Origin of the sequence: Streptomyces parvus (assembly GCF_032121415.1) — a bacterium.
GTDB classification, from domain to species: Bacteria; Actinomycetota; Actinomycetes; order Streptomycetales; family Streptomycetaceae; genus Streptomyces; species Streptomyces globisporus_A.
This window is the reverse complement of the sequence record NZ_CP135079.1, coordinates 2310184-2333947: the sequence shown is the minus strand read 5'-3', so window position 1 is coordinate 2333947 and position 23764 is coordinate 2310184. Positions and strand designations below refer to the sequence as shown.

18 protein-coding genes, 1 tRNA gene and 2 pseudogenes are annotated in these 23764 nt (G+C 70.8%); 9 read left to right on the top strand and 12 right to left on the bottom strand.

Translation table 11 applies throughout. From position 1 onward, the window contains the following. The first annotated feature begins 11 nt into the window (after positions 1–11). The 8 genes and pseudogenes from RNL97_RS11370 (at position 12) to RNL97_RS11335 (ending at position 9663) form a co-directional block, all read left to right on the top strand. Entirely contained in the window at positions 12–728 is a 717-nt protein-coding gene (locus tag RNL97_RS11370; protein ID WP_030591540.1) for a response regulator transcription factor, read from the top strand. Further along, positions 725–2188 carry a sensor histidine kinase gene (locus RNL97_RS11365; protein WP_030591538.1) on the top strand — a complete coding sequence of 488 codons (1464 nt, stop codon included), beginning with the start codon at positions 725–727 and terminating at the stop codon, positions 2186–2188. Before RNL97_RS11370 ends, RNL97_RS11365 begins: the two co-directional genes overlap by 4 nt. A 345-nt stretch (positions 2189–2533) precedes the next feature. After that, positions 2534–3931 (top strand): annotated as a pseudogene (locus RNL97_RS11360) (ABC transporter substrate-binding protein); the annotation flags it as partial. Between the two features lie 321 nt (positions 3932–4252). Beyond that, complete coding sequence (locus RNL97_RS11355) at positions 4253–5251, top strand: carbohydrate ABC transporter permease (RefSeq protein WP_030592511.1); 999 nt, start codon at positions 4253–4255, stop codon at positions 5249–5251. Between the two features lie 14 nt (positions 5252–5265). Continuing rightward, the gene (locus RNL97_RS11350) at positions 5266–6186 is read left to right on the top strand and encodes a carbohydrate ABC transporter permease (RefSeq protein WP_313750651.1); all 921 of its coding nucleotides are present in this window, start codon (positions 5266–5268) and stop codon (positions 6184–6186) included. A 61-nt stretch (positions 6187–6247) separates the two neighbouring features. Further along, positions 6248–7705, top strand: coding sequence for a GH1 family beta-glucosidase (locus RNL97_RS11345; protein WP_313750650.1), 1458 nt, complete (start codon positions 6248–6250; stop codon positions 7703–7705). A gap of 172 nt (positions 7706–7877) precedes the next feature. Continuing rightward, positions 7878–8915: a LacI family DNA-binding transcriptional regulator gene (locus RNL97_RS11340; protein WP_030592505.1), complete on the top strand. Its 1038-nt coding sequence runs from the start codon at positions 7878–7880 to the stop codon at positions 8913–8915. Positions 8916–9072: 157 nt separating this feature from the next. After that, positions 9073–9663, top strand: coding sequence for a lytic polysaccharide monooxygenase auxiliary activity family 9 protein (locus RNL97_RS11335; RefSeq protein ID WP_243314089.1), 591 nt, complete (start codon positions 9073–9075; stop codon positions 9661–9663). 77 nt (positions 9664–9740) lie between these two features. On the opposite strand, the gene RNL97_RS11330 is transcribed toward RNL97_RS11335, so the two are convergent. The 3 genes from RNL97_RS11330 to RNL97_RS11320 form a co-directional block, all read right to left on the bottom strand. Next, positions 9741–9813, bottom strand: a tRNA-His gene (locus tag RNL97_RS11330). A 120-nt stretch (positions 9814–9933) separates the two neighbouring features. Continuing rightward, positions 9934–10539, bottom strand: a complete 606-nt coding sequence (gene orn / locus RNL97_RS11325) for an oligoribonuclease (RefSeq protein WP_030592501.1) — start codon at positions 10537–10539, stop codon at positions 9934–9936. Positions 10540–10549: 10 nt separating this feature from the next. Beyond that, on the bottom strand, positions 10550–11767 hold the full coding sequence (locus RNL97_RS11320) for a helix-turn-helix domain-containing protein (protein WP_243314088.1): 1218 nt from the start codon (positions 11765–11767) through the stop codon (positions 10550–10552). Between the two features lie 919 nt (positions 11768–12686). On the opposite strand from RNL97_RS11320, the gene RNL97_RS11315 reads away from it, so the two are divergent. Beyond that, positions 12687–13208, top strand: coding sequence for a universal stress protein (locus RNL97_RS11315; protein WP_313750649.1), 522 nt, complete (start codon positions 12687–12689; stop codon positions 13206–13208). 104 nt (positions 13209–13312) lie between these two features. Here RNL97_RS11315 and glmS read toward each other — a convergent pair whose 3' ends face one another. The 9 genes and pseudogenes from glmS to RNL97_RS11270 form a co-directional block, all read right to left on the bottom strand. After that, entirely contained in the window at positions 13313–15142 is a 1830-nt protein-coding gene (gene glmS / locus RNL97_RS11310) for a glutamine--fructose-6-phosphate transaminase (isomerizing) (protein ID WP_030592497.1), read from the bottom strand. A 73-nt stretch (positions 15143–15215) separates the two neighbouring features. After that, positions 15216–15491 carry a hypothetical protein gene (locus RNL97_RS11305; protein ID WP_003968990.1) on the bottom strand — a complete coding sequence of 92 codons (276 nt, stop codon included), beginning with the start codon at positions 15489–15491 and terminating at the stop codon, positions 15216–15218. Positions 15492–15577: 86 nt separating this feature from the next. Then, positions 15578–16459 carry a DUF4429 domain-containing protein gene (locus tag RNL97_RS11300; protein ID WP_243314087.1) on the bottom strand — a complete coding sequence of 294 codons (882 nt, stop codon included), beginning with the start codon at positions 16457–16459 and terminating at the stop codon, positions 15578–15580. Positions 16460–16563: 104 nt separating this feature from the next. Further along, positions 16564–18342: an IucA/IucC family protein gene (locus RNL97_RS11295; protein WP_313750648.1), complete on the bottom strand. Its 1779-nt coding sequence runs from the start codon at positions 18340–18342 to the stop codon at positions 16564–16566. After that, the gene (locus tag RNL97_RS11290) at positions 18339–18908 is read right to left on the bottom strand and encodes a GNAT family N-acetyltransferase (RefSeq protein ID WP_030592489.1); all 570 of its coding nucleotides are present in this window, start codon (positions 18906–18908) and stop codon (positions 18339–18341) included. Before RNL97_RS11290 ends, RNL97_RS11295 begins: the two co-directional genes overlap by 4 nt. Continuing rightward, positions 18905–20182: a lysine N(6)-hydroxylase/L-ornithine N(5)-oxygenase family protein gene (locus tag RNL97_RS11285; RefSeq protein WP_313750647.1), complete on the bottom strand. Its 1278-nt coding sequence runs from the start codon at positions 20180–20182 to the stop codon at positions 18905–18907. Before RNL97_RS11285 ends, RNL97_RS11290 begins: the two co-directional genes overlap by 4 nt. Beyond that, on the bottom strand, positions 20166–21614 hold the full coding sequence (locus tag RNL97_RS11280; protein WP_030592485.1) for a pyridoxal phosphate-dependent decarboxylase family protein: 1449 nt from the start codon (positions 21612–21614) through the stop codon (positions 20166–20168). Before RNL97_RS11280 ends, RNL97_RS11285 begins: the two co-directional genes overlap by 17 nt. A 351-nt stretch (positions 21615–21965) precedes the next feature. Next, positions 21966–22157, bottom strand: a pseudogene (locus tag RNL97_RS11275) (GNAT family N-acetyltransferase); the annotation flags it as partial. 45 nt (positions 22158–22202) lie between these two features. After that, positions 22203–23660 (bottom strand): MFS transporter, encoded by a 1458-nt coding sequence (locus RNL97_RS11270; RefSeq protein ID WP_313751618.1) that lies wholly within the window; start codon positions 23658–23660, stop codon positions 22203–22205. Positions 23661–23764 lie beyond the last annotated feature (104 nt).

Sequence of the window (23764 nt, the reverse complement as noted above, 5' to 3'; positions counted from 1 at the left end):
CGGTGCCGCCCATGGCAAGTGTGCTCGTGGTCGAGGACGACCAGTTCGTACGTTCCGCCCTCATCCGGCACCTCAGTGAGGCCTCCCACACGGTACGGAGCGTGGGCACCGCGCTCGAAGCGCTGCGCGAGGTCGCGCACTTCCGCTTCGACGTGGTCATCCTCGACCTCGGGCTGCCCGATCTGGACGGCGCGGAGGCGCTGAAGATGCTGCGGTCCATCACCGACGTGCCCGTCATCATCGCCACCGCCCGGGACGACGAGAGCGAGATCGTCCGGCTGCTCAACGACGGCGCCGACGACTACCTGACGAAACCGTTCTCCGTCGAGCACCTCTCCGCCCGGATGGCCGCCGTGCTCCGCCGCTCGCGCGCCGCCGGGGGCGAGGCGCCGCCGCCCCGGGTCATCCGTGTCGGCGGGCTCTCCATCGACCCGCTGCGCCGCAGCGCGCAGCTGGACGGGGACGAACTCGACCTGACCCGGCGCGAGTTCGACCTGCTGACCTTCCTGGCCGGACGGCCGGGCGTGGTCGTCGCCCGCAAGGAGCTGCTGGCCGAGGTCTGGCAGCAGTCCTACGGCGACGACCAGACCATCGACGTCCATCTGTCCTGGCTGCGCCGCAAGCTCGGCGAGACCGCCGCCCGCCCGCGCTACCTGCACACCCTGCGCGGCGTCGGCGTGAAGCTCCAGCCGCCCGCCGACGCGCCCGCCGCGGAGCCGCCCGCATGAGATGGGCCCTGGTCAAGGTCTGCCTGGCGGTCACCGCGATGGTCGTCATCGCCTTCGCCGTACCGCTCGGACTGGTCATCCGGGAGATGGCCAGTGACCGGGCCTTCTCCGACGCCGAACGCCAGGCCGGGACGATCGCCCCGACCCTCTCCATCACCACCGACCGGGAGGAGCTGACCCGGGCCGTCCTGTCCACCGAACCGGGCGGCCGGGGCCACCTCGCCGTCCATGTCCCGGCCCCCGACCAGGCCAGGGCCGAGGACGCGGAAGGGCGCGCCGACGGGCCCCTGGACATCGGCACCCGGCGCGCCACCGCCAAGGACGTGGAGACCGTGCGCAAGGCCGGGCGGGCCTCCATCACCGAGGTCACCGGCGGATTCGCGCTCCTCCAGCCGACCGCGCTGAGCACCGGGGAGATCGCCGTCGTCGAGGTGTTCGTCCCCGAGGGCGAGGTCTCCAACGGGGTCGCCACCGCCTGGCTGATACTGGCGGGCGTCGGCGTCGCCCTGATCGTGGGCTCGGTCGCGGTCGCCGACCGGCTCGGCGTACGGATGGTGCAGCCCGCCCAGCGCCTCGCCGGGGCCGCCCAGGACCTGGGGGAGGGGCGCCTGGGCACCCGGGTCCCCGAGGAGGGGCCCACCGAGCTGCGGTCCGCAGCCGTCGCGTTCAACTCCATGGCCGACCAGGTCGTCCAGCTCCTGGCCAACGAACGCGAGCTGGCCGCCGACCTCTCGCACCGGCTGCGCACCCCGCTCACCGTGCTCCGGCTGAACGCCGCGTCCCTCGGCGAAGGCCCGGCGGCCGAGCAGACCCGGGCGGCGGTCCAGCAGCTGGAGCACGAGGTCGACACGATCATCCGCACCGCCCGCGAGCAGCGCCCGCAGACCCAGGGCGGGCAGGCGGAGGCGGGCTGCGACGCCTCCGAGGTGATCCGCGAACGCATGGGCTTCTGGTCGGCGCTCGCCGAGGACGAGGGCCGCGAGGTGCGCCTCGCGGGGGTCGACCGTACGGTACGCATCCCCGTCGCCCGCCCCGAACTGGCCGCCGCCCTCGACGCGTTGCTCGGCAACGTCTTCCGCCACACCCCCGAGGGCACCGCCTTCGCCGTCGACGTCCACCACAGCGGCGACGCGGTCATCGTGCTCGTCTCCGACGCCGGTCCGGGCATCGACGACCCGAAGGCGGCCCTCGCCCGGGGTACCAGCGGGCGCGCCGGGGCGAGCGGCTCCGTCGGCTCCACCGGCCTCGGCCTGGACATCGTGCGCCGGGTCGCCGAGTCCACCGGCGGCGACCTGCGCATCGGCCGGTCCGTCCTCGGCGGCACCGAGGTCCGGATCTGGATCGGCCTGCACGGCAACCGCCCCGACCGCGGCCGGCGCGGCCACGGCCGCCGGGTGGGCCGCCGCTTCGGAGGGCAGCGGCGCCAGGAGAACCGGGCCGCCGCCCGGCCGCATCATTAACCCGCCCCGATGCGTTCCTTAAGCGGAACCTAAAAACGCCGGCCCCTGTCCGGATAGCCCTTTTCGCCTGGTGCGCAGCCGATAGCGTGCTCGTGAAGCAACCCCGGGAAGTCGTCGAGCCCCCACCTCCCCCGGGGCCCCCACGTCGGCCCCCGCCGCCACCGTTCGCCCCGGTGGCGGCGGGGATACCGGCCCCCCCACCGCCGTCCAGGACAGGCCCCCTCACCGCCGCACCGACCACGCACCCCCCCACCCCCCCCACCGCGCGTCCCGGCCGGACCCCACCCCACCTCCGGCCGGGGCGCGTTCCCCGTGCTACGTGGCGAAGACCCCCCGCGGACGGTGATGATCAAAAGGCGCTTAAGGGGAAAATCCACAGGGGCGGTGTGCGCCGACGCCGCCGCCGACCCGGGCCGCCCCCGTTCACCTTCCGACGGGTGGGCCGCCCCGGACCCCCTTCGTGACGCCCCGGACATCCCTCGGCAACGGAATCGTCTTCAACTCTTGACACCCACCCCCTTGAGGCAGGAACCTTCCGGCATCGGCGCATGGGAGCGCTCCCACATGGATGGGAGGGGATCTCGCGCGCGTCCTTCCTGTCTTTCCGTAGGACCCCCCGGAACAAGGAGCAGTGGAATGCGCATCACCCGCAGCGTCGCCCGCCGACGCCCGAGAACCGCCGTCGTGGCCACCACGGGCCTCACGGTCGCCGCCCTCCTCCTCACCGGATGCGGCGGCTCCTCCGACTCGGACAAGGGAGCCGACGCGAACGGCAACATCACCCTGACCGTCGCCGACTTCGGGCAGTTCGGCTACAAGGAGGCCGGGCTCTTCGAGAAGTACCACGAGCTGAACCCGAAGATCACGGTCAAGGAGGACACCACCGCCGAGGAGAAGAACTACTACCCCAAGCTCCTTCAGCAGCTGAACTCCGGCAGCGGCCTCGCCGACGTCCAGGGCATCGAGGTCGGCCGGATCAAGGAGATCGTCGACACCAAGGCGGACTCCTTCGCCGACCTCTCCAAGGTCATCGGCGTGGACGAGTGGGTGTCCTGGAAGGCGAAGCAGGCCACCGCCCCCAGCGGCGCGGTCATCGGCGCGGGCACCGACATCGGCCCCATGTCCCTCTGCTACAACCGCGAACTCTTCGAGAAGGCCGGGCTGCCCACCGAACGCGACGAGGTGGCGAAGCTGACCGAGGGCGGCTGGGAGGCCTACCTCGCGCTCGGCGAGCAGTACAAGAAGAAGGCCCCCTCCGGCACGTACTTCATGGACTCCGCGAGCGCCATGTTCAACGCCGTGGTCAGCTCCAGCCCCGAGCAGTACTACGACGCGAGCGGCAAGCCGATCTACCAGGAGAGCGCCGGCGTGGAGAAGGGCTGGCAGCTCGCCGCCCAGGCCGCGTCCAAGAAACTGACGCAGGGCCTTGCCCAGTTCGAGGACCAGTGGCAGGCGGCCCTGCGCAAGAGCACCGTGGCCACCGTCGTCTGCCCCGCCTGGATGGCCGGCCAGATCTCCACGTACGCCGGTGACGCCAACAAGGGCAAGTGGGACATCACCAGTGCCCCCGGCAACACCTCCGCCAACTGGGGCGGCTCCTTCCTCGCCGTCCCCAAGTCCGGCAAGAACGTGGACGAGGCCGCCAAGCTCGTCAAGTGGCTGACCGCCCCCGAGCAGCAGGCCGCCGTCTTCAAGGCGATCGGCGTCTTCCCGTCCAACCAGGGCGCCTACGAGCTGCCCGACGTGAAGAACGCGACCCTGCCGTACTTCAACAACGCCCCCATCGGCCAGATCTACGCCGACGGCGCGAAGTCCATCCCCGAGGCGGTCCTCGGCCCGAAGGACGGCGTGATCAAGGACTCCATCTCCACCCAGATCAACAACATGGAGCAGCGCGGCACCAGCCCCGACGACGCCTGGGACGCGGCCGTCCGGACGATCGACAAGGCCATCGGCTGACCCTGATCCGCCCTCCCGGGGGCGGGCGGACAGGGCAGCTGCCCTGATCGGCCCGCCCCCGCCCGCCCGACTCCCCAGCCGCACCCAGGGAAGGACTCCCCGCCCGTGGCAACCTCGACCCCCACCCGGGATGCGTACGCGAAAGCGCCCCGCCCATCGAAGAAGGAACCGACCGACGAGCGACGGCAGTTGTGGCGCAGCCGGCTGTGGCGGTTCGACGACAAGGCGTCCCCGTACGCCTACATCGCCCCGTTCTTCCTGATCTTCGGGGCCTTCGGCCTCTACCCGCTGCTCTACACCGGCTGGATCGCCCTGCACCGGGTCTCGATGACCGGCCTGGACTCGATGGAGTGGGTGGGCTGGGAGAACTTCGACAAGATCCTGCACGACCCCGAGTTCTGGACCTCGGTCAGCAACACCTTCCTGATCGGTGTCATCTCGACCGTCCCGCAGCTCCTGATGGCTCTCGGCCTCGCCCATCTTCTCAACTACCGCCTGCGGGCCAGCACGTTCTGGCGCACGATCATCCTCACCCCGTACGCCACCTCCGTGGCCTCGGCAGCCCTCGTCTTCGCCCTGGTGTTCCGGGCGGACGGCGGACTGCTCAACTGGACGCTCGGCCTCGTCGGATTCGATCCGGTCAACTGGGCCAACGGGCACTGGACGTCGAAGCTCGCCATCTCCGTCATCGTCATCTGGCGGTGGACCGGCTACAACGCGCTGATCTACCTGGCTGCCATGCAGGCGGTCCCCAACGACCTCTACGAAGCGGCCTCGTTGGACGGGGCGTCGCGCTGGCAGCAGTTCCGCAAGGTCACCATTCCCTCGCTGCGGCCGACGATCCTGTTCACCATCGTCATCTCCACCATCGGCTCCATGCAGCTCTTCGGCGAGCCGCTGCTGCTGGAGGGCGGTGCGCTGGGCGCCACCGGCGGCAACGAGAACCAGTACGAGACGCTCAGCATCTACCTCTACAACTACGGCTGGAACCTCGGACATCTCGGTCCGGCCGCCGCCGTCGCCTGGGCGATGCTCGCCCTCCTGCTTCTCATCGCCGCGGCCAACTGGATCGTCGGCCGATTCGTCCGCACGTCCGCGGTCTGACCGGGAGCGCCTCCATGACCATGACCAGCCCCACCCCCACCGCCCCCGCGAAGCTCGCGCCGACCCCGAAGAGCGGTGGGCCGTCCCGCCCCAGCCGCTTCCGGATGGGCGCGGGACAGCAGCTGAAGGGCGGCCCGTTCGCGTACGCCGCGCTCGCTGTCGTGGGCTTCGGCTCGCTGCTGCCGCTCTACTGGACCCTGGTCGCGGCCTCCCGCACCCAGGACGAAGTCCTCGCCTCCACCCCGCCGTTCTTCCCGGGCGGAAAGCTGATCGAGAACATCCAGACCGCCTGGGAGCAGGCGAACCTCGGCAAGGCGATCGTCAACAGCATCATCGTCTCGTCCTCGATCACCCTCGCCACGCTCTTCTTCTGCACGCTCGCCGGCTACGCGTTCGCCAAGATGCGCTTCCGGGGCCGCGGCTGGCTGATGACCGCGGTCATCGCCACTCTCACCATCCCGCCGCAGCTCAGCGTCGTCCCGCTGTTCATGATGATGTCCGGCCTCGGCTGGGGCGGCCAGCTCGAATCGGTGATCTTCCCGACCCTGGTGAGCGCGTTCGGCGTGTTCTTCATGCGCCAGTACCTGATCGAGGCCCTGCCGTACGAGCTGATCGAGGCGGCCAAGGTCGACGGCGCCAACAACTTCCGCATCGTGCGCAGCGTGGTGCTGCCGGTGGCGCGCCCCGCGATGATGGTGCTCGGGATGCTCACCTTCGTCCAGGCGTGGAACGACTTCTTCTGGCCCTACCTGGCCCTCAACCAGCAGAACCCGACCCTTCAGGTCGCCCTCGGCCAGCTCAGCGCCTCCTACACCCCCGACCAGTCCATCGTGATGGCGGGCGCGCTGATCAGCACGCTGCCGCTGCTGGTGGTGTTCGTCCTCTTCGGCAAGAAGATCGTCGGCGGCATCATGTCCGGCGCGGTCAAGGGCTGACCCCCCTGCCTCTCCTCCCCACCCTCGCTTTTCCCGACGTCCCCCAAGGGAGCGCTCCCGCATGACAGCCGTCCGACCCGACACGGTCCCGCAGCAGGCACCCGCCGCCCAGGCCCCCTTCCCCACAGGCTTCCTGTGGGGCGCGGCCACCGCCGCGTACCAGGTGGAGGGCGCGGCCTCCGAGAGGGGCCGCACCCCCTCCATCTGGGACACCTTCAGCCACACCCCCGGCAAGGTCCTCAACGGGGATACCGGGGACGTGGCCGCCGACCACTTCCACCGCTACCGCGACGACGTCGCCCTGATGAAGCGCCTCGGCCTCCAGGCGTACCGCTTCTCCGTCTCCTGGTCCCGGGTGCAGCCCACCGGCCGGGGCCCCGCCGTCGAACGCGGCCTGGACTTCTACCGCTCGCTCGTCGACGAGCTGCTGGCGGCCGGAATCAAGCCCGTCGCCACGCTCTACCACTGGGACCTGCCCCAGGAGTTGGAGGACGCGGGCGGCTGGCCCGAGCGCGCGACGGCCGAACGGTTCGCGGACTACGCGGCCATCATGGCCCGCGCGCTCGGCGACCGGGTCTCGATGTGGACGACGCTGAACGAGCCCTGGTGCTCGGCCTTCCTCGGGTACGGCTCCGGGGTCCACGCCCCCGGCCGTACCGAGCCGGCCGCCGCGCTGCGGGCCGCCCACCACCTCAACCTCGCCCACGGCCGGGCGACCGAGGCGCTGCGCGCGAACCTCCCCGCTGCCGCGCAGACCTCGGTCACCCTCAACCTCCACCAGGTGCGCCCGCTGACCGACAGCCCGGCGGACGCGGATGCGGCCCGCCGGATCGACGCGGTGGGCAACCGGATCTTCACCGGCCCGATGCTGAAGGGCGCGTACCCGGAAGACCTGCTGGCCGACACCGGACGCATCGTGGACTGGGCCGCGTTGATCCACGAGGGCGACCTCGCCGCCATCGCGGCCCCCATCGACGTACTCGGCGTCAACTACTACACGCCCACCATCGTGTCGACGCCCGCCGACGGCGCCGGGGACACCCGCAACGACGGCCACGGCAGCAGTGACCACTCCCCGTGGCCCGGCTCCGAGCACGTGGCCTTCCACCTGGCCGAGGGCAAGCCCCGTACCGCCATGAACTGGTCGGTCGACCCGAACGGTCTGCACGCCCTCCTCATGGACGTCGCGCGCGAGCACCCGGACCTGCCGCTGATGGTCACCGAGAACGGGGCCGCCTTCGACGACGCCCCTGACGCCGACGGCCGGGTCCACGACCCCGAGCGGATCGCCTACCTGCACGGCCACTTGGAGGCGGTACGCCGGGCGGTGGCCGACGGGGCCGACGTACGGGGCTACTTCCTCTGGTCCCTGATGGACAACTTCGAGTGGGGCTACGGCTACGGGAAGCGCTTCGGTGCGGTGTACGTCGACTACGCGACCCAGCGCCGTACGCCGAAGTCCAGCGCCCTCTGGTACGGCGACGTGATCGCCCGCCACGCGCTTCCCCCGGAGGCCTGACCCTCCTGGGAACGGTGGGCCCGGTCGTCTCCGCGACCGGGCCCACCGCCGTTTCGTTTCCCTCTTTGGGAGCGCTCCCAATACCCTGTCCGTACGCTCGTCGAGGTGATCGATCCAGGACTTGGATTGACGTTACGGCTGTGAGAAATTGACCGGGAACGGGGAGGCGGCCATGGCGGCAGCGCGAGTACGGAGCGGCGGGCGGCCCACGCTCGAAGAGGTGGCGGCACGGGCCGGTGTGGGCCGGGGCACCGCCTCGCGGGTCATCAACGGCTCGCCCCGGGTCAGCGACGCGACCCGGCAGGCGGTCGAGGCGGCCGTGGCCGAGCTGGGATACGTCCCCAACCGCGCCGCCCGCGCCCTGGCGGGCAACCGCACCGACGCCATCGCGCTGGTGGTGCCCGAGCCGGAGACCCGCTTCTTCGCCGAACCGTACTTCTCCGCCATAGTGCGCGGCGTCGGGGCGGCCCTGGCCGACACCGAGATGCAGCTGCTCCTCACCCTCGTCGGCAACGACCGCGAGCGCCGCCGCCTCGCCCAGTACCTCACCGCCCACCGCGTCGACGGGGTCCTCCTGGTCGCCGTCCACGCGGACGACCCGCTGCCGGAGCTGCTGGAGCAGCTGGGCATGCCCTGCGTCATCAGCGGAGCCCGGCACGCGGCCGAGACGCTGCCCTCGGTCGACTCCGACAACTTCGAGGGCGCGCGGGCCGCCGTCGAGCACCTCGTCTCCCGGGGCCGCCGCCAGGTGGCCACGATCACCGGCCGCCTGGAGGTGTACGGGGCCCAGCGCCGCCTGGACGGCTACCGCGCGGCGGTCTCCGCCGCCGGCCTGGCCCCCGACGAGCGCCTCATCGCCCCCGCCGACTTCACCGAGGAGGGCGGCGCGGCGGCCATGCGCGACCTGTTGACCCGCCGCCCCGACCTGGACGCGGTCTTCGTCGCCTCCGACGTGATGGCCGCCGGCGCCCGCCAGGTCCTGCGCGAGGCGGACCGCCGCATCCCCGAGGACGTGGCCCTGGTCGGCTTCGACGACTCGGTCGTCGCCCGCCATATGCACCCGCCCCTCACCAGCGTCCGCCAGCCCATAGAGGAGATGGGCCGCCGCATGGCCCAACTCCTCCTGGACGAGATCGCCGGCCGCACCCCGGGCGACGAGCGCCCTTCGGTGGTGCTGCCGACGGAGCTGGTGGTCCGCGACTCGTCGTGAGGCGGGGCGTCGGCTCCGGCCCGGGCGCGGGGGTTCAGTGGTATGGACATGACCAAGGGACAGGGCTAGCCTCCGTCTTGGTCTAGACCAAGTGCGGCGAGCCGTCGCACACGGTCCGTCTGTCCGCAAGCTCCACCCCTCACCTCAGGAGCACCGTATGCGCAGAAAGATCACGTCCTTACTCCTCGGCCTCGGCATCGCCGGGGCCTCCCTGCTGGCCACCTCCGGCAGCGCACAGAGCCACGGGTACACCGACTCACCGGTCAGCAGGCAGCAGCTCTGCGGCAACGGCACCGTCCGCGACTGCGGTCAGATCCAGTGGGAGCCGCCGAGCGTCGAGGGCCCCAAGGGCTTCCCGGCGCGGGGTCCCCGTGACGGTCTGATCTGTGCCGGGGGCAACCAGCGCTTTGCCGAGCTGGACGACCCGCGCGGCGGGGGCTGGCCGGCCACCGCCGTGACCGCCGGGGCGAACCACACCTTCCGCTGGCGGATCACCGCCCGGCACGCCACGACCGACTTCCGGTACTACGTCACCAAGGACGGCTACGACCCGGCGAAGCCCCTCACCCGGGCCGACCTGGAACCGCAGCCCTTCCTGACCGTGCCCTTCGGCGGCCGGCAGCCCGGGGCGACGGTCACACACGCGGGCAACCTGCCGCAGAAGTCGGGCAAGCACCTGATCCTCGGCGTCTGGACCATCGCGGACACCGGCAACGCCTTCTACGCCTGCTCCGACGTCACGTTCTGAGCGACGGGGCCGCCGGGCGGCACCGCACCACGGCATGACGAAGGGCCCCGGTCCGAAGACCGGGGCCCTTCCCTCAGGGTGAGTAACGGGACTTGAACCCGCGACATCCTGGACCACAACCAGGTGCTCTGCCAGCTGAGCTATACCCACCATGTCGCCCGGTCGTTTCCGACCGGCCGAGAAAAAGTGTACAGGGTCCGGGAGGGTGCTCGCGCCCCCGTTTCCCGGGGCCGGTCCGCGGGCGCTCTCACGCCCGTGACCAGCGGGTTCCTACGGTGTGGCCGGGGTCACCAGGCGCGCCGCGATCTCCTTGGCGCGCTCCGAGTCCGGGCCGGGCTGCGGGACGAAGACCGCCTCCCGGTAGTAGCGGAGCTCCGTGATGGAGTCACGGATGTCCGCCAGCGCCCGGTGGTTGCCGTTCTTGTCCGGGCTGTTGAAGTACGCCCGGGGGAACCAGCGCCGGGCCAGCTCCTTGACCGAGGACACGTCCACGATCCGGTAATGCAGGTAGCTCTCCAGATCCCGCATGTCCCGCGCCAGGAAGCCGCGGTCGGTACCGACCGAGTTTCCGCAGAGCGGGGCTCTGCCGGGCTCCTTCACGTGCTCGCGGACGTAGGCCAGGACCTGCTCCTCGGCGTCCGCCAGGGTGGTGCCCCCGGCCAGCTCGTCGAGGAGGCCCGAGGCGGTGTGCATCTGCCGCACCACCTCGGGCATGGTCTCCAGGGCCGCGTCCGGCGGGCGGATCACGATGTCCACCCCTTCGCCGAGCACGTTCAGCTCCGAGTCGGTGACCAGGGCGGCCACCTCGATGAGTGCGTCGTCCGTCAACGAGAGCCCGGTCATCTCGCAGTCGATCCACACCATGCGGTCGTTCATGGGCCCCACCCTACGGGGCACTCCGCTGTCCCGGCAGGGCCGGGCGGCCGGGAACGAACGCGTCGGGGCCGGGCAGGGAGTGCTCCCCGGGACCCGCCGCAGCCGCCACGGCGACCGGTGCGGAGGACATCGAGGAGCCCCGGCGTCCGGACGGCGGCCCCTGGCTGGGCACCATCGTCTCGACCACCGTCGCGGCGCTCTCCGCCACCCCCTGCGGACGACGGGCCCGGTAGGCGGCCCGGTACGCGGCGGGGGAGGAGCCGAGCTGGCGGCGGAAGTGCCCGCGCAGCGCGACCGGGGAGCGGAAGCCGCAGCGGCCGGCGACCTCGTCGACCGAGTAGTCGGAGGTCTCCAGCAGCCGCTGCGCCTGCAGCACCCGCTGGGTGATCAGCCACTGCAGCGGTGCGCTGCCGGTGAGCGAACGGAACCTGCGGTCGAAGGTCCGCCTGCTCATGTAGGCGCGCGCCGCGAGCGTCTCCACGTCGAACTGCTCGTGCAGATGCTCCAGGGCCCAGGCCACGACCTCGGCGAGCGGGTCGGACCCGATCTCCTCCGGTAAAGACCTGTCCAGGTAGCGCTCCTGCCCGCCACTGCGCCGCGGCGGCACGACGAGCCGGCGGGCGAGCGCCCCGGCGGCCTCCGTGCCGTGGTCGGTGCGGACTATATGGAGGCAGAGATCGATACCCGCCGCCGTACCGGCGGAGGTGAGCACATCGCCGTCGTCCACGAACAGTTCGCGCGGATCGACGTGCACCGACGGATAGCGCTTGGCCAGCGTCGGCGCGTACATCCAGTGTGTGGTGGCCGGCCGGCCGTCCAGCAGGCCGGCGGCCGCGAGCACGAAGGCTCCCGTGCACAGACCGACGATGCGGGCGCCCTCCTCATGGGCGCGCCGCAGCGCGTCCAGTGCCTCGGCGGGCGGCGGCGAGGTGATCGACCGCCAGGCGGGCACCACCACGGTGCCGGCCCTGCTGATCGCCTCCAGGCCGTACGGCGCGGTGAGTTCGAGCCCACCGGTGGTGCGCAGCGGTCCTTCCTCGCCCCCGCAGACCAGCAGGCGGTAGCGGGGGACTCCCGCGTCCTGCCGGTCGATTCCGAAAACGGAGAGCGGGATGGAGCTCTCGAAGATAGGGCCGCCGCTGAACAGCAGCACGGCAACGACTTCCCGGCGTCGCCGCCCGGTCAGCTTGCGTGCGGCCTCCGTCGCGGTGGCGGAGTCCTGGCTCATGACGCTAAGCCCCCCTCGGTGTTCGCGTCTCCCTGGTCCTTACGGGCCTGCCGCTCCTGCACGTTTCCCCTCGGTTTCGCACGGTTCCCCAGCCCCCGATTTTTCAAGATCGAATCTACTGCGTCGCGTGGTCCTGCCGTGACACCTTCCCCCACCAGCTCAATGTCGATAAGGAAACGTGGCGTGAAGCGTTCGATCACGAAGCGTTCCACCTGCGAAGCGCACAGGGAAGTGCCCTTCGCCAACGTGGCCCGTCCGCGTCGGGTGAAAGCGTACCGCGCGGTCCGTTCCTGCCTGGTGGGCGGTGGGTTGTCCGGCCATCCCGTGAAGGGGCCGACCCACGGGTGAAATTGGCTGAAAGCTATCGGTTGTGTGTGCTGTATCCGGTCACGCCGGGCGCACAACCGCCGTGAGGCGGCCACGCCGGTGCGCTCCTTCGCGGCAGAGGGCGCATGGCGTGTTCGGGTCAGGGAGGGCGGTCACGCCGGGCGTTGTGGGGCGGAAGGGGCCGAGGTTCCGCGGCGTCCTGTCACCGGCCGATGTGCCGGGGAGCACGCGAAGGACGGGTTTCGGGTGGTGTTCGGAGACGTGGCCAACAGGGACCGGGTGCGGGCTTCCTCGCCACCCCTCGCGGGTGGTCGCGGGCCCTCGCGAAAAACAGGACGCCTGACGGTGTTCGCCCCTTCCGAGGCGCGTGTACGACACAACCGGCATTGCCATACCGGGCGGGCTCGTGCATGCTCCCTCCAGCGTCGCGCACGCTTTTGCGGGGGTCTGGGCGATGGAGGAGTGACGCCGTACCCTTGGGGGTATGGGGTTGGGAAGATGATTCCCGGACAGAGCCTCACCATCAGCTGACGCACCCGATGCACATCGAAACCGTTCCCTCCTCACGAGGACTCTCTTCGCCGAGACACCGATGGCCGGTCACGAAATCCCTGAACCCAAGGACCGCAAGCCGCTAGCCGACCCCGGGTCGGAGCCGCGGACGGTCGAAGAAGCACGCCATGCGTGCGATCCCGCCTTCCGGCACGGAGTCGTGGTCGGTTTCGACGGCTCCACGTCCAGCGAGCGGGCCCTCGCCTACGCCATCGGCATGGCGGGCCGCTCAAGCTCCGGCCTGATCATCGTCCACGTCGCCAACCGGCTGCCGACCACCGTCTGGGCGGGCTGCGAGCCCCCCGTCTTCGTCGACGTCCCCGACCACCGCACCGAGGTCCTCGGCCTGGAGCTGGCCTGCGCCGACTATCTCTCCGAGGTTCCCTGGGTGCTCGTCGAGCGCGGCGGCGACATCTGCCACGAGCTGGAGGAGGTCGGCCGGGAGTATGCCGCCGACGCCATCGTCGTCGGCTCCACGCACGGCATCGTCGGCCGGATCTTCGGCTCGGTGGCCGGCCGCCTGGCCCGCCGGGCGCAACGCCCCGTCATCGTCATCCCCTGAGGGCCCGCATCTCCTGAGGGACCGCCAGAAGGCCCTGCAACGGCACGCGTCGGGCCCCGTACCGCTTCATCGCGGTACGGGGCCCGACGTCTGTGCGGGGTCGTCTACTCGACCGTCACGGACTTCGCCAGGTTGCGCGGCTTGTCGATGTCCCGGCCCATCGCGAGGGCCGTGTGGTACGCGAACAGCTGGAGCGGGATGCCCATGAGGATCGGGTCCAGCTCGTTCTCGTTCTTCGGCACGACAATCGTGTGGTCGGCCTTCTCCTGCACCTGGTGGGCCACGGCGAGGATGCGGCCGCTGCGGGCCTTGATCTCCTCCATCGCGGCGCGGTTCTTCTCCAGCAGGTCGTCGTCCGGCACGATCGCCACGGTCGGCATCGCGGGCTCGATCAGCGCGAGGGGGCCGTGCTTCAGCTCGGAGGCCGGGTAGGCCTCGGCGTGGATGTACGAGACCTCCTTCAGCTTCAGCGAAGCCTCTCGGGCCACCGGATAGCCGCGCACCCGGCCGATGAACATCATCGACTTGGCGTCCGCGTACTCCGCCGCAAGACGCTTGATCTCGTCCTCGTTCGCCAGGATCTCGCTGATCTGCTCCGGCAGCCGGCGCAGCCCGTCGATGATCCGCTTGCCGTCCGCGACCGACAGGTCACGGATCCGGCCCAGGTGCAGGGCGAGCAGCGCGAAGGCGACCACGGTGTTGGTGAAGCACTTGGTGGAGACGACGCAGACCTCCGGGCCCGCGTGGACGTACGTACCGCCGTCGGCCTCCCGGGCGATCGCGGAGCCGACCACGTTGACCACGCCGAGGACCCGGGCGCCCTTGCGCTTCAGCTCCTGGACGGCGGCCAGTACGTCGTACGTCTCGCCCGACTGGGAGACCGCGACGTACAGGGTGTCGGGGTCCACGACCGGGTTGCGGTAGCGGAACTCGGAGGCCGGCTCGGCGTCGGCGGGGATCCGGGCCAGCTCCTCGATCAGCTGGGCGCCGATCTGGCCCGCGTGGTACGAGGTGCCGCAGCCGAGGATCTTGATCCGGCGCACCCCGCGCGCCTCGCGGGCGTCCAGGTTGAGACCGCCCAGGTGCACGGTGGAGAACCGGTCGTCGATCCGGCCGCGCAGGACCCGGTCCACGGCGTCGGCCTGCTCGGAGATCTCCTTGTGCATGTACGTGTCGTGGCCGCCCATGTCGTACGACTCGGCCTCCCACTCCACGGTGGTCGGCGTGGCCGTCGTGGTCGAGCCCTCCGTCGTGTACGTACGGAAGTCGTCGGCCTTCAGCGTGGCCATCTCGCCGTCGTCGAGCGTGACGACCTGGCGGGTGTGGGCGACCAGGGCGGCGACGTCGGAGGCGACGAACATCTCCTTCTCGCCGATGCCGAGGACGACCGGCGAGCCGTTGCGGGCGACCACGATGCGGTCGTTGAAGTCGGCGTGCAGCACGGCGATGCCGTACGTGCCCTCCACGTGGCGCAGCGCCTCGCGGACCTTCTCCTCCAGGGTGTCGGCCTGGGCGCGGGCGATCAGGTGGGTCAGCACCTCGGTGTCGGTCTCCGAGAGGAAGGCGACGCCGTCGGCGGTGAGCCGGGTGCGCAGCTCGGAGGCGTTGTCGATGATGCCGTTGTGGACGACGGCGACCTTGTTCTCCGCGTCCAGGTGGGGGTGGGCGTTCTCGTCGCTCGGGGCGCCGTGGGTGGCCCAGCGGGTGTGGGCGATGCCGGTGGTGCCCGCGAACCGCTTGGGGACCTTGGCCTCCAGCTCACGGACCCGGCCCTTGGCCTTGACCATCTTCAGCGTGCCCGGCTTGCCCGCCGCCGCCTTGCCGGTGATGACGATGCCCGCGGAGTCGTAGCCCCGGTACTCCAGCCGCTGCAGGCCCTCCAGCAGCAGCGGAGCGACGTCACGCTTCCCGATGTATCCGACGATCCCGCACATGAATTCTCTGCCCCTCCATCGACGTACACGTACACATGCGTGGCGGCGCCCCGCACACGGGCGCCCGGCCCGCTCAGCCGTAGACGATGCGGCGCAGCTGGCGGAGCGAGAGCTCCGGCGGCGCCACGGCGCGGTGCGGCAGCTCGGCCGCGATCCGCTCGAAGATCTCCGTGTTGACCAGGCCGCCGGACTGCAGTTCGCGGTGGCGGCGCCGGACGAAGTCGTCGGTGCTCTCGTCGAAGTACGCCAGCACGTCGAGGATCACCCGGGCCGCCTCGCCGCGCTGGAGCGCGGTGGAGCGTACGAGGTGATCGATGAGGTCGTCGTGCGACGAGCGGCGTTCAAGCACCCGTCGATATTGCGTGCCGGGGCGCGCTTATGCAAGAAATCTGCCCGATATCGGGCAGCAGGTGCGGGGAACGTCGCCCGATCGCGTCACATGCTGCGCAGTACGGCCTGCTTCGCGGTGCTGAACTCCTCGTCGGTGAGGACCCCCGCCTTGTGCAGCTCGCCCAGCTCCCGCAGCCGCCGCAGCAGCGCGTCGTGATCGCCCGCGGTCGCCGCGGCGGGCTCGGCCGCCTTGGTCAGGGCGGGGGACGCCTGCGGCGCGTCCAGAGCCGCACGGGCCCCGGGCAGCCGCATCAGCACCGCCGCCGCGACCAGGACCGCGGTGTGCTCCTTCTTGGATATCCCCCACAGGTCCAGGGCGTACGGGTCGTACTTCGGCGGCGCGGAGACGGGCCCCTCCACCGGCTCGAAGCGCAGATAGCCGTTCTCCAGACCGATCGCCGGCAGCCACCGCACCCCCGCGATCCGCGACAGCGGGAAGGTGGACGCGCCCCCGGCGGTCTTGGACTCCTCGGCCTTCCAGTTCCAGGTCAGCCGGACGCTCTCGCCGTCGAAGGACGCCGTGCCGTCGCCGCCCCCGCCGGAGACCGGCAGCGTCGGCCCCGGCAGCAGGAAGCGGTCCACCGGGGTGTCCGGCACCTGCTCGATCAGCAGCGCGTTGCGGACCTCGTCGACGAAGTACTCCGCGACCCCCGTGCGGTCCTTCTCCACGGTCAGCGCATAGGGGTCGGCGCCGTCCTTGAGCCGGCCGTCGGCGGCCCGCAGCACCGGGCAGGCGCCCCCGCGCAGCCGCAGCCGCAGCCGACCGCCCTTGCGGTCCGGTTCGAACGAGACGCCCGCCACCGCCTCCAGCGGAACGGCGATCTCACCCAGCTCCTGCCGGACCGGATGCGCCTTTCCGCCCGGCACGATGCGCACGGTGTCCCCGTCGAACGTCCATGTTCCGTCCCGCTGGATGATTTCCGCCATGGCCCCGATTCTGCCAGCCGGCCGTCGTGGGAGAGGGGCGAGCGCCCGAGGGACCGTCCTCGGGCGCTCACCGTCCGGGGGCCGCGGCACCGCGGCGGCCGGGCTCAGAAGCCGGCGATCGGGTTCTTCAGTCGGCCCACCAACTGCAACGCGCCCGCGGGGTCGTTGAGGTCGACCATCTGCTGGTTGTCGCGCAGCTGGAGCCGGTTGAGGCAGGAGAGCGCGAACTCCGGCTCGAACAGGTCGTACCTCTGGAACTTCTCCGCGAGATACGGCACCGACTCCTGGTAGTCCCGCACACAGGCGGCGACCGTCCGCCAGAAGGCGTCCTCGTCGAGGAGGCCCTCGGTGGCCAGGCCCGCGCCCAGGAAGCGGAAGAAGCAGTCGAAGACGTCGGTGAAGACCGACAGCAGCTTCATGTCCTCGGGCACCTCCGCCCGGATCCGCTCGACCTGCGGCGGCAGCACCGCTTCCGGGTCCATCACCGCGATCTCCTCGGCGATGTCCTTGAAGATCGTGCGGGTGACGACCCCGTCCTCCACGACCAGGATCACGTTCTCGCCGTGCGGCATGTACACCAGGTCGTAGGCGTAGAAGCTGTGCAGCACCGGCACCAGGTAGGCGTCCAGGTAGTGCCGCAGCCACACCTGCGGGTCCAGGCCCGACTCGGCGATCAGCACCCCGGCCACCGAGCCGCCCTCGTGGTCGGTGTGGAGCAGTGAGGCCATCGTCGCGACCCGCTCGCCCGGCTGGAGGCCCGGGACGGGGCTCTCGCGCCACAGGGCGGCGAGCATCTTCCGGTACGGGGAGCCCTTCGCGGTGGCCGCCTCCAACGAGCGGTGGCGGTAGCCGATCGCGGCCCGCTCCCGGATGATCGAGAACCGGGCCCCGCGCAGCAGGTCGTCGCGCTCGATGAGACCGGCCAGCCAGTCGTTGATCGCGGGCGTGGCCTCCATGTAGGCAGCCGAAAGCCCGCGCATGAAGCCCATGTTGAGGACCGAGAGCGCCGTTTTGACGTAGTGCTTCTCGGGGTGGTCGGTGTTGAAGAAGGTACGGATCGACTGCTGGGCGAGATAGCCGTCCTCGCTCTCGCCGAGCACCACCAGACGGCGTTCGGCCAGCTCTCCGGCGAAGGTGACCGCGAGCTTGTTCCACCACTGCCAGGGGTGGACGGGCAGCAGGAAGTAGTCGTCCGGGTCGAGGCCGAGCCCGCGCAGCGCGCCGGCGAACCGCTCCCGGGTCGCCTCGCTCAGCTCGTCCTTGATCAGCGCGTCGTAGTCGAGCCCGGCGCCCGCGGTGAAGGTGGCCCGCTCCCGGTGGGCGGCCAGCCACACCAGCCGGATCGGGGACGCCGCCTCGGGGGCGTACGCCCGGTACTCGTCCACGCCGAAGCCGAGCCGCCCGTTGTTGGCGACGAAGCAGGGGTGGCCCTCGGTCATCCCGGTCTCGACGGCCTGGAAGCCGGCGGCGACGAGCTGGCCGGAGGTGGCCGGTTCCTTGGCGAGTTTGTAGGCGGTTCCGGCCAGCGTGGAGGAGATCTCCTCCAGATAGACCGGCAGGATCTCCTCGGAGATCTCCAGCGCGTGCCGCAGCTCGATGAAGAACTCCAGGGTGTCCAAGGGGAGTTCCGAGCCGTGCCGGTGCCGGGTGATGGTCTCGGCCTCGACCTGCCAGTGGTCCAGGGCGAAGACGCGTGCGGTGAAACGGTACTCGGTGGAGGCGTCGTCGCTACGGACGGTGTAGCGGTTGTCGCCGAGCGGGGCGGGGGTCAACAACCGCTCATGGCTGAATTCCGCCAGTGCTTTGCGGACCAGCAGTCGGTTTGCGGTGGCCCAGCGCTCCGGGGAGAGGTGGGCGACGCCGGCGGTGAGGTCGGTCGTCATCGGTCGTTACCTCCGGTTGCTGCTTCGAACTGCTCACGGGTGCAGGCGCTGAGCAGAGCATCCTTCTCCGGTTTGGCGATCTCGCGGAGCACCTCGAACCCGACGGCCTTGTTGAGGGCCTGGACGGCGCTGTTGGTCACGTCGGGCTCGACGACGACCCGGCGCACCGACGGGTCGGCGAAGAGGAAATCCATCACGGCGGTGATCACGGCCCGGGTGAAGCCGTGCACCGGGGTGTCGGTGGGGGCGACCAGGAAGTGCATCCCGACATCGCCGGGCTCCGCCTCGTACAGCCCCTTGAGCTCGACCTCGGTGGGGTCGTACCGCTCGATCAGGAAGGCGGGCTCGCCGTCGTGCAGCCCGATGAACGCCTCGTGGTGCGGGTGGGCGGCGATGGACCGGTACTCCCGCTCCACGTCGGCGAGCCGGGCGTCTCCCATCAGCCAGAACGCGGCCTTGGGGTGGGTCACCCAGCCGTGCACCAGTTCGGCGTCGGCGGCGGGGTCCAGCGGCCGGACGGTGAACGTGCCGATGGCGGCGGACTGCTGTGTGCCGGGGCGGGTCATACGGCGAACTCCTGGAAGGCGATGGACTTCTCGACCGGGTAGACCTCACGGCCGAGCAGCTCGCCGATGATGTACGCGTTGCGGTAGGCGCCCATGCCGAGGTCGGGCGAGGTGATCGAGTGGGTGTGCACCGAGGCGTTCTGGAGGAAGACCCCGCGCCCGGTGGTGTCGATGCTGTAGTTGCGGGCCACGTCGAAGCGGCCCCGGCTGTCGTGGCGCAGCCGCCCGGCTATGGGCGCGAGGAAGGCGGGAGCCTCGTAGCGGTAGCCGGTGGCGAGGATCAGGCCCTCGGTGGTGAGCTCGTAGTCCTTGCCCTGCTCCTCCTGGCGCAGCCCCAGGCTGTACGCGCCGCCCTCCTCGTTGTAACGCGCGCTGACGAGGGCGGAGTTGGTGAGCAGTCTGGTCGGCACGGGGCCCGGCAGGTTCTTCTGGTAGAGCAGGTCGAAGATCGCGTCGATCAGCTCCCCGTCGATGCCCTTGAACAGCCCTTTCTGTCCGGTCTCCAGCCGGTAGCGGGTCTCCTCGGGCAGCGCGTGGAAGTAGTCGATGTACTCCGGTGAGGTCATCTCCAGGGTCAGCTTGGTGTACTCCAGCGGGAAGAACCGCGGGGAGCGTGTGACCCAGTTCAGCCGGTAGCCGTGGGTGTCGATCTCGGAGAGCAGGTCGTAGTAGATCTCCGCCGCGCTCTGCCCGCTGCCGACCAGGGTGATCGACTTCTTCTTCTGGAGCTCGGCCTTCCCTTCCAGATAACGGGAGTTGTGGATGAAGTCCCCGCCGAGCCCCTGGCAGGGCTCGGGGATGTGCGGTGGCGTGCCGGTACCGAGGACGAGGTGGCGCGAGCGGAACTCCTCGCCGGACACCGTGCGCACGGTGTAGAGCTCGGTGCCCTCGTCGTACGTCACCGTCTCGACGGTCTCGTCGAACCGGATGCTGCTCAGTTTCCCGGCGGCCCAGCGGCAGTAGTCGTTGTACTCGGTCCGCAGCGGGTAGAAGTTCTCCCGGATGTAGAACGAGTAGAGCCGACCGCGCTCCTTGAGGTAGTTGAGGAAGGAGTACGGCGAGGTCGGGTCGGCCATGGTGACCAGGTCCGACATGAACGGCGTCTGGAGATGGGCCCCTTCGAGGAACATCCCGGCGTGCCACTCGAAGTCCGGCTTGGACTCCAGGAAGACGCCGCGGAGTTCGTCGATCGGCTCGGTGAGGCAGGCCAGGCCGAGGTTGAACGGGCCGAGGCCGATCCCGATGAAGTCGTGGGGGTCAGGAAGCGCGGTCAAGGGAGTCTCCCAGGTACTTCTCGGCGTGGCCGGAGATCAGGTCGAGGACCGTGGCGATGTCGTGCGCGGTCGTCTCGGGGTTGAGCAGGGTGAACTTCAGGTACTGGCGGTCGCCCACCTTGGTGCCCGCGACGATCGCCTCACCGGAGGCGAACAGCGCCTTGCGGGCGTGGAGGTTGGCGCGGTCGATCTCGTCCGGGGATACGGCCCCGGTGGGGATGTAGCGGAAGACGAGCGTGGAGAGCCGCGGCTGGACCACCACGTCGAAGCGCGGGTCGGCGGCGAGCAGCTTCCAGCCCTCGGCGGCCAGGTCGCAGACCTCGTCGAACAGCTCGCCGATGCCGTCGGCGCCCATGACGCGCAGCGTCATCCACAGCTTGAGCGCGTCGAACCGGCGGGTCGTCTGGAGGGACTTGTCGACCTGGTTGGGTATCCGCTCCTCGGCCATCCGGCGCGGGTTCAGATACTCCGCGTGGTACGTGGCGTGGCGCAGGGTCGCCCGGTCACGGACCAGGACGGCCGACGAACTCACGGGCTGGAAGAAGGACTTGTGGTAGTCCACGGTCACCGAGTCGGCGTGCTCGATGCCTTCGAGCAGCCCGCGCCGCTCGCGGGAGGCCAGCAGCCCGCAGCCGTACGCGGCGTCCACGTGCATCCAGGTGGCGAACTGCTCGCAGAGCGCGGCGATTTCCGGCAGCGGGTCGATGGACCCGAAGTCCGTGGTGCCGGCGGTCGCGACGACGGCCATCGGGACGGCCCCTTCGGCCACGCAGCTCTCCAGGGCGTGGGCGAGCGCCACCGTCTGCATGCGCTTGTCGCGGTCCACCGGGACGGAGACGACGGCGTCCGGGCCGAGGCCGAGCAGTTTGGCGGACTTCTGCACGCTGAAGTGGCTGCACTCGGAGGTGAAGATCCGCAGCCGGGTGAAGTGCTCGGGGCGGACCTTGGCCTCTTCCCGAGCCAGCAGCAGGGCCTGGAGGTTGGACTGCGTACCGCCACTGGTGAAGATCCCGTCGGCGGCCGGGCCGAGCCCGATCCGCTCGGTGGTCCAGTCGATCAGGCGCCGCTCGATGAGGGTGCCGCCCGCGCTCTGGTCCCAGGTGTCCAGGGAGGAGTTGATCGCGGAGAGCACGGCCTCGCCGAGCACGGCGGGTATGACGACCGGGCAGTTGAGGTGGCCCAGGTAGCGGGGGTGGTGGAAGTAGACGGCGTCGCGGAGGTAGACCTCGCCGAGCTCGTCGAGGGCGGCGGCGGCGTCGCCCAGCGGCCGGTCGAGGTCGATCGCGTCGACGACGGGGGAGAGCTCGTCGACACCGATCCCGCTGAAGGGGCGCTCGGTGGCGGCGAGGGTGGCCGCGACCCGTTCCACGCCTGCGGAGACGGTGCTCCGATAGTGCTCCGCAGTCGTGTTGTTGAGCAGGTGCGCACGCATGAAGGGGTCCTCCCGGGTGAGGGGAACTTCATCGCGTCCCTCCGGGCAGGAAGAGGGTACGAGGGCGCGATCTCGAAGTAAGGGGAGCCTAACCTAACTCAGAATCGCTCCCTTCCCTCGCCCCCGGCGAGTGTGCCGGTTGTCTGCTTTCGCCCCCATCGCGCCACTTGGTGCACCCGCTCTGCTGCGGGCCGCTCCGGCGAGCCGTTTCCGGCGGATACGGCCTCCGATTCCGCCGTCCGCGCCGGGTCCTCGCTCGGCCCGCGCGTCCAGTACGTGGTGGACGTCATGCGCTCCGGGGCGAACCCGCGCTCCCTGCTCGAACGGGGTGTCGTGCGCCACCCCGCCGACTCACCCCCCGAACTCCGCCCGGCAGGCGTCGGGCCCCTCCACGGTCACCTCCACGCTCCGGTGCGCCTCCCGCCGGGCCCGGTCCAGGCGCAGCCGCCGCAGCGTGACCGGGGCCCCGTGCGCGACACCCGTGTCCAGGCCGCCGTCCACATACCCGAGGCGCCGAGAGACCCCGAGCGATCGGGGGTTGTCGGCCCGATGCCGGAGATCCATGGCGGGACTCTGCCGTGCGCGCGGTCAGGACCCTGGCCCGGCGGGCTGCTCGACCCCGCCCGGTGCGCTGCTCCTGTCCGACCCGGCCCCGTGGCCGCCGCCCGGGGCGCTGCCCGCCCGCGTCCGCCGGGCCCGGAGGCCGAACGCGCTGACGGCGGCGGCGACCAGGGCGGCGGCCAGCGGGACGACCAGGGCCGCTCGGTACCCGTCGAGGAGGGCGGCGGGTGATGTCCCGTCCGTCGCGCTGATGTTGACGGCGGTCACGGCGGACAGCCCCAGCGCGGCACCGAACTGGAAGGACGTGTAGAGCAGTCCGCCGGCCACCCCCTGCTCCTCCTCGGCGACGCCGTCCGTGGCCACGATGGTCAGCGGCCCGTAGACCAGGGAGAAGGCCACCCCCACCAGGAGCAGACTCGGGAACATCGCCGCGTACGTCCAGTCCGCGGCGAGCGGCAGGAAGAGGGCGTACGAGAGCGCCGCGGCGAGCAGCCCGCCGAAGATGAGCCGGGCGTTGCCGAACCGGGCCACCAGCTTCGGGGCCAGGAGCGGCGAGAGCACCGCGTCCACGCCCATGACGATCAGGGCGAAACTGGTCTGCAGGGACGACCAGCCGCGCAGCTCCTGGAGGTAGAGCACGGCGATGAACTGGAAGCCGAAGAACCCCGCGGCGAAGAGCAGCCCCGACACATTGGCGCGGACCAGTGACCCGCTGCGGAAGATGCCCGGGCGCACCAGCGGCGAGGGCGAGGAGCGCTCGATGACGACGAACGCCAGGAACAGGAGCAGCGCCGCGCCGACCGTGCCGACGGTCCAGACGGCCGGGGCGTGCGCGGCCCGCTCGACGCCGAGGACGAGCAGCAGGATGCCCGCGGTGACGGTGACCGCTCCGGCCAGGTCGACGCCCTGCCCGGTGCGGTCCGGGCGGGGCGAGGCGGGGATGAGCGCCAGCGCGGCGAGCAGGATGCCCAGCGAGAGGACGACCGGGGCGAAGAACACCCACCGCCAGTCGATCGCGGAGAGCACCCCGCCGACGACCAGACCGATCGAGAAGCCCCCGGCGGCGGTGCCCGCGTAGACGAGGAGGGCCTTGTCGCGCTGCGGCCCCTCCGGAAAGCCGGTGGTGATGATCGACAGACCGGCCGGGGTCATGAACGCCGCGGCGATCCCCGTCACGAAACGGGCGACGATCAGCATCCAGCCCTCGGTGGCCAGACCGCCGAGCCCGGAGAAGAGCAGGAACACCACGAGCCAGAGGACGAACATCCGGCGACGGCCGAAGAGATCGGCCGCCCGTCCGCCCAGCAGCATGAACCCGCCGTAGCCCAGGACGTACGCGCTCATCACCCACTGGAGGGTGCCGGTGGACAGACCGAGATCCTCGCGGATCGCGGGCAGGGCCACGTTCAGCATGGCCACATCGATGCCTTCGAGGAAGATCGCGCCGCACAGGACGAGCAGCACGCCCCAGGCACGGCCGGTCATGCGGCCGCTGCTCGATGCCGGTGCGGACGGTGATGAGGACACGGGAATCTCCTTGTGCGCGGATGGATGCGGGCCGGAAACGGGCATGGCGAGCCGCCACAACA

What these genes read in the sequence shown, in the direction of transcription:
- RNL97_RS11370 (WP_030591540.1), top strand. Translation starts at nt 12, where the DNA reads ATGGCAAGTGTGCTCGTGGTCGAGGACGACCAGTTCGTACGTTCCGCC.
- RNL97_RS11365 (WP_030591538.1), top strand. Translation starts at nt 725, where the DNA reads ATGAGATGGGCCCTGGTCAAGGTCTGCCTGGCGGTCACCGCGATGGTC.
- RNL97_RS11350 (WP_313750651.1), top strand. Translation starts at nt 5,266, where the DNA reads ATGACCATGACCAGCCCCACCCCCACCGCCCCCGCGAAGCTCGCGCCG.
- RNL97_RS11345 (WP_313750650.1), top strand. Translation starts at nt 6,248, where the DNA reads ATGACAGCCGTCCGACCCGACACGGTCCCGCAGCAGGCACCCGCCGCC.
- RNL97_RS11340 (WP_030592505.1), top strand. Translation starts at nt 7,878, where the DNA reads ATGGCGGCAGCGCGAGTACGGAGCGGCGGGCGGCCCACGCTCGAAGAG.
- RNL97_RS11335 (WP_243314089.1), top strand. Translation starts at nt 9,073, where the DNA reads ATGCGCAGAAAGATCACGTCCTTACTCCTCGGCCTCGGCATCGCCGGG.
- orn (WP_030592501.1), bottom strand. Translation starts at nt 10,539, where the DNA reads ATGAACGACCGCATGGTGTGGATCGACTGCGAGATGACCGGGCTCTCG.
- RNL97_RS11320 (WP_243314088.1), bottom strand. Translation starts at nt 11,767, where the DNA reads ATGAGCCAGGACTCCGCCACCGCGACGGAGGCCGCACGCAAGCTGACC.
- RNL97_RS11315 (WP_313750649.1), top strand. Translation starts at nt 12,687, where the DNA reads ATGGCCGGTCACGAAATCCCTGAACCCAAGGACCGCAAGCCGCTAGCC.
- glmS (WP_030592497.1), bottom strand. Translation starts at nt 15,142, where the DNA reads ATGTGCGGGATCGTCGGATACATCGGGAAGCGTGACGTCGCTCCGCTG.
- RNL97_RS11300 (WP_243314087.1), bottom strand. Translation starts at nt 16,459, where the DNA reads ATGGCGGAAATCATCCAGCGGGACGGAACATGGACGTTCGACGGGGAC.
- RNL97_RS11295 (WP_313750648.1), bottom strand. Translation starts at nt 18,342, where the DNA reads ATGACGACCGACCTCACCGCCGGCGTCGCCCACCTCTCCCCGGAGCGC.
- RNL97_RS11290 (WP_030592489.1), bottom strand. Translation starts at nt 18,908, where the DNA reads ATGACCCGCCCCGGCACACAGCAGTCCGCCGCCATCGGCACGTTCACC.
- RNL97_RS11280 (WP_030592485.1), bottom strand. Translation starts at nt 21,614, where the DNA reads ATGCGTGCGCACCTGCTCAACAACACGACTGCGGAGCACTATCGGAGC.
- RNL97_RS11270 (WP_313751618.1), bottom strand. Translation starts at nt 23,660, where the DNA reads ATGACCGGCCGTGCCTGGGGCGTGCTGCTCGTCCTGTGCGGCGCGATC.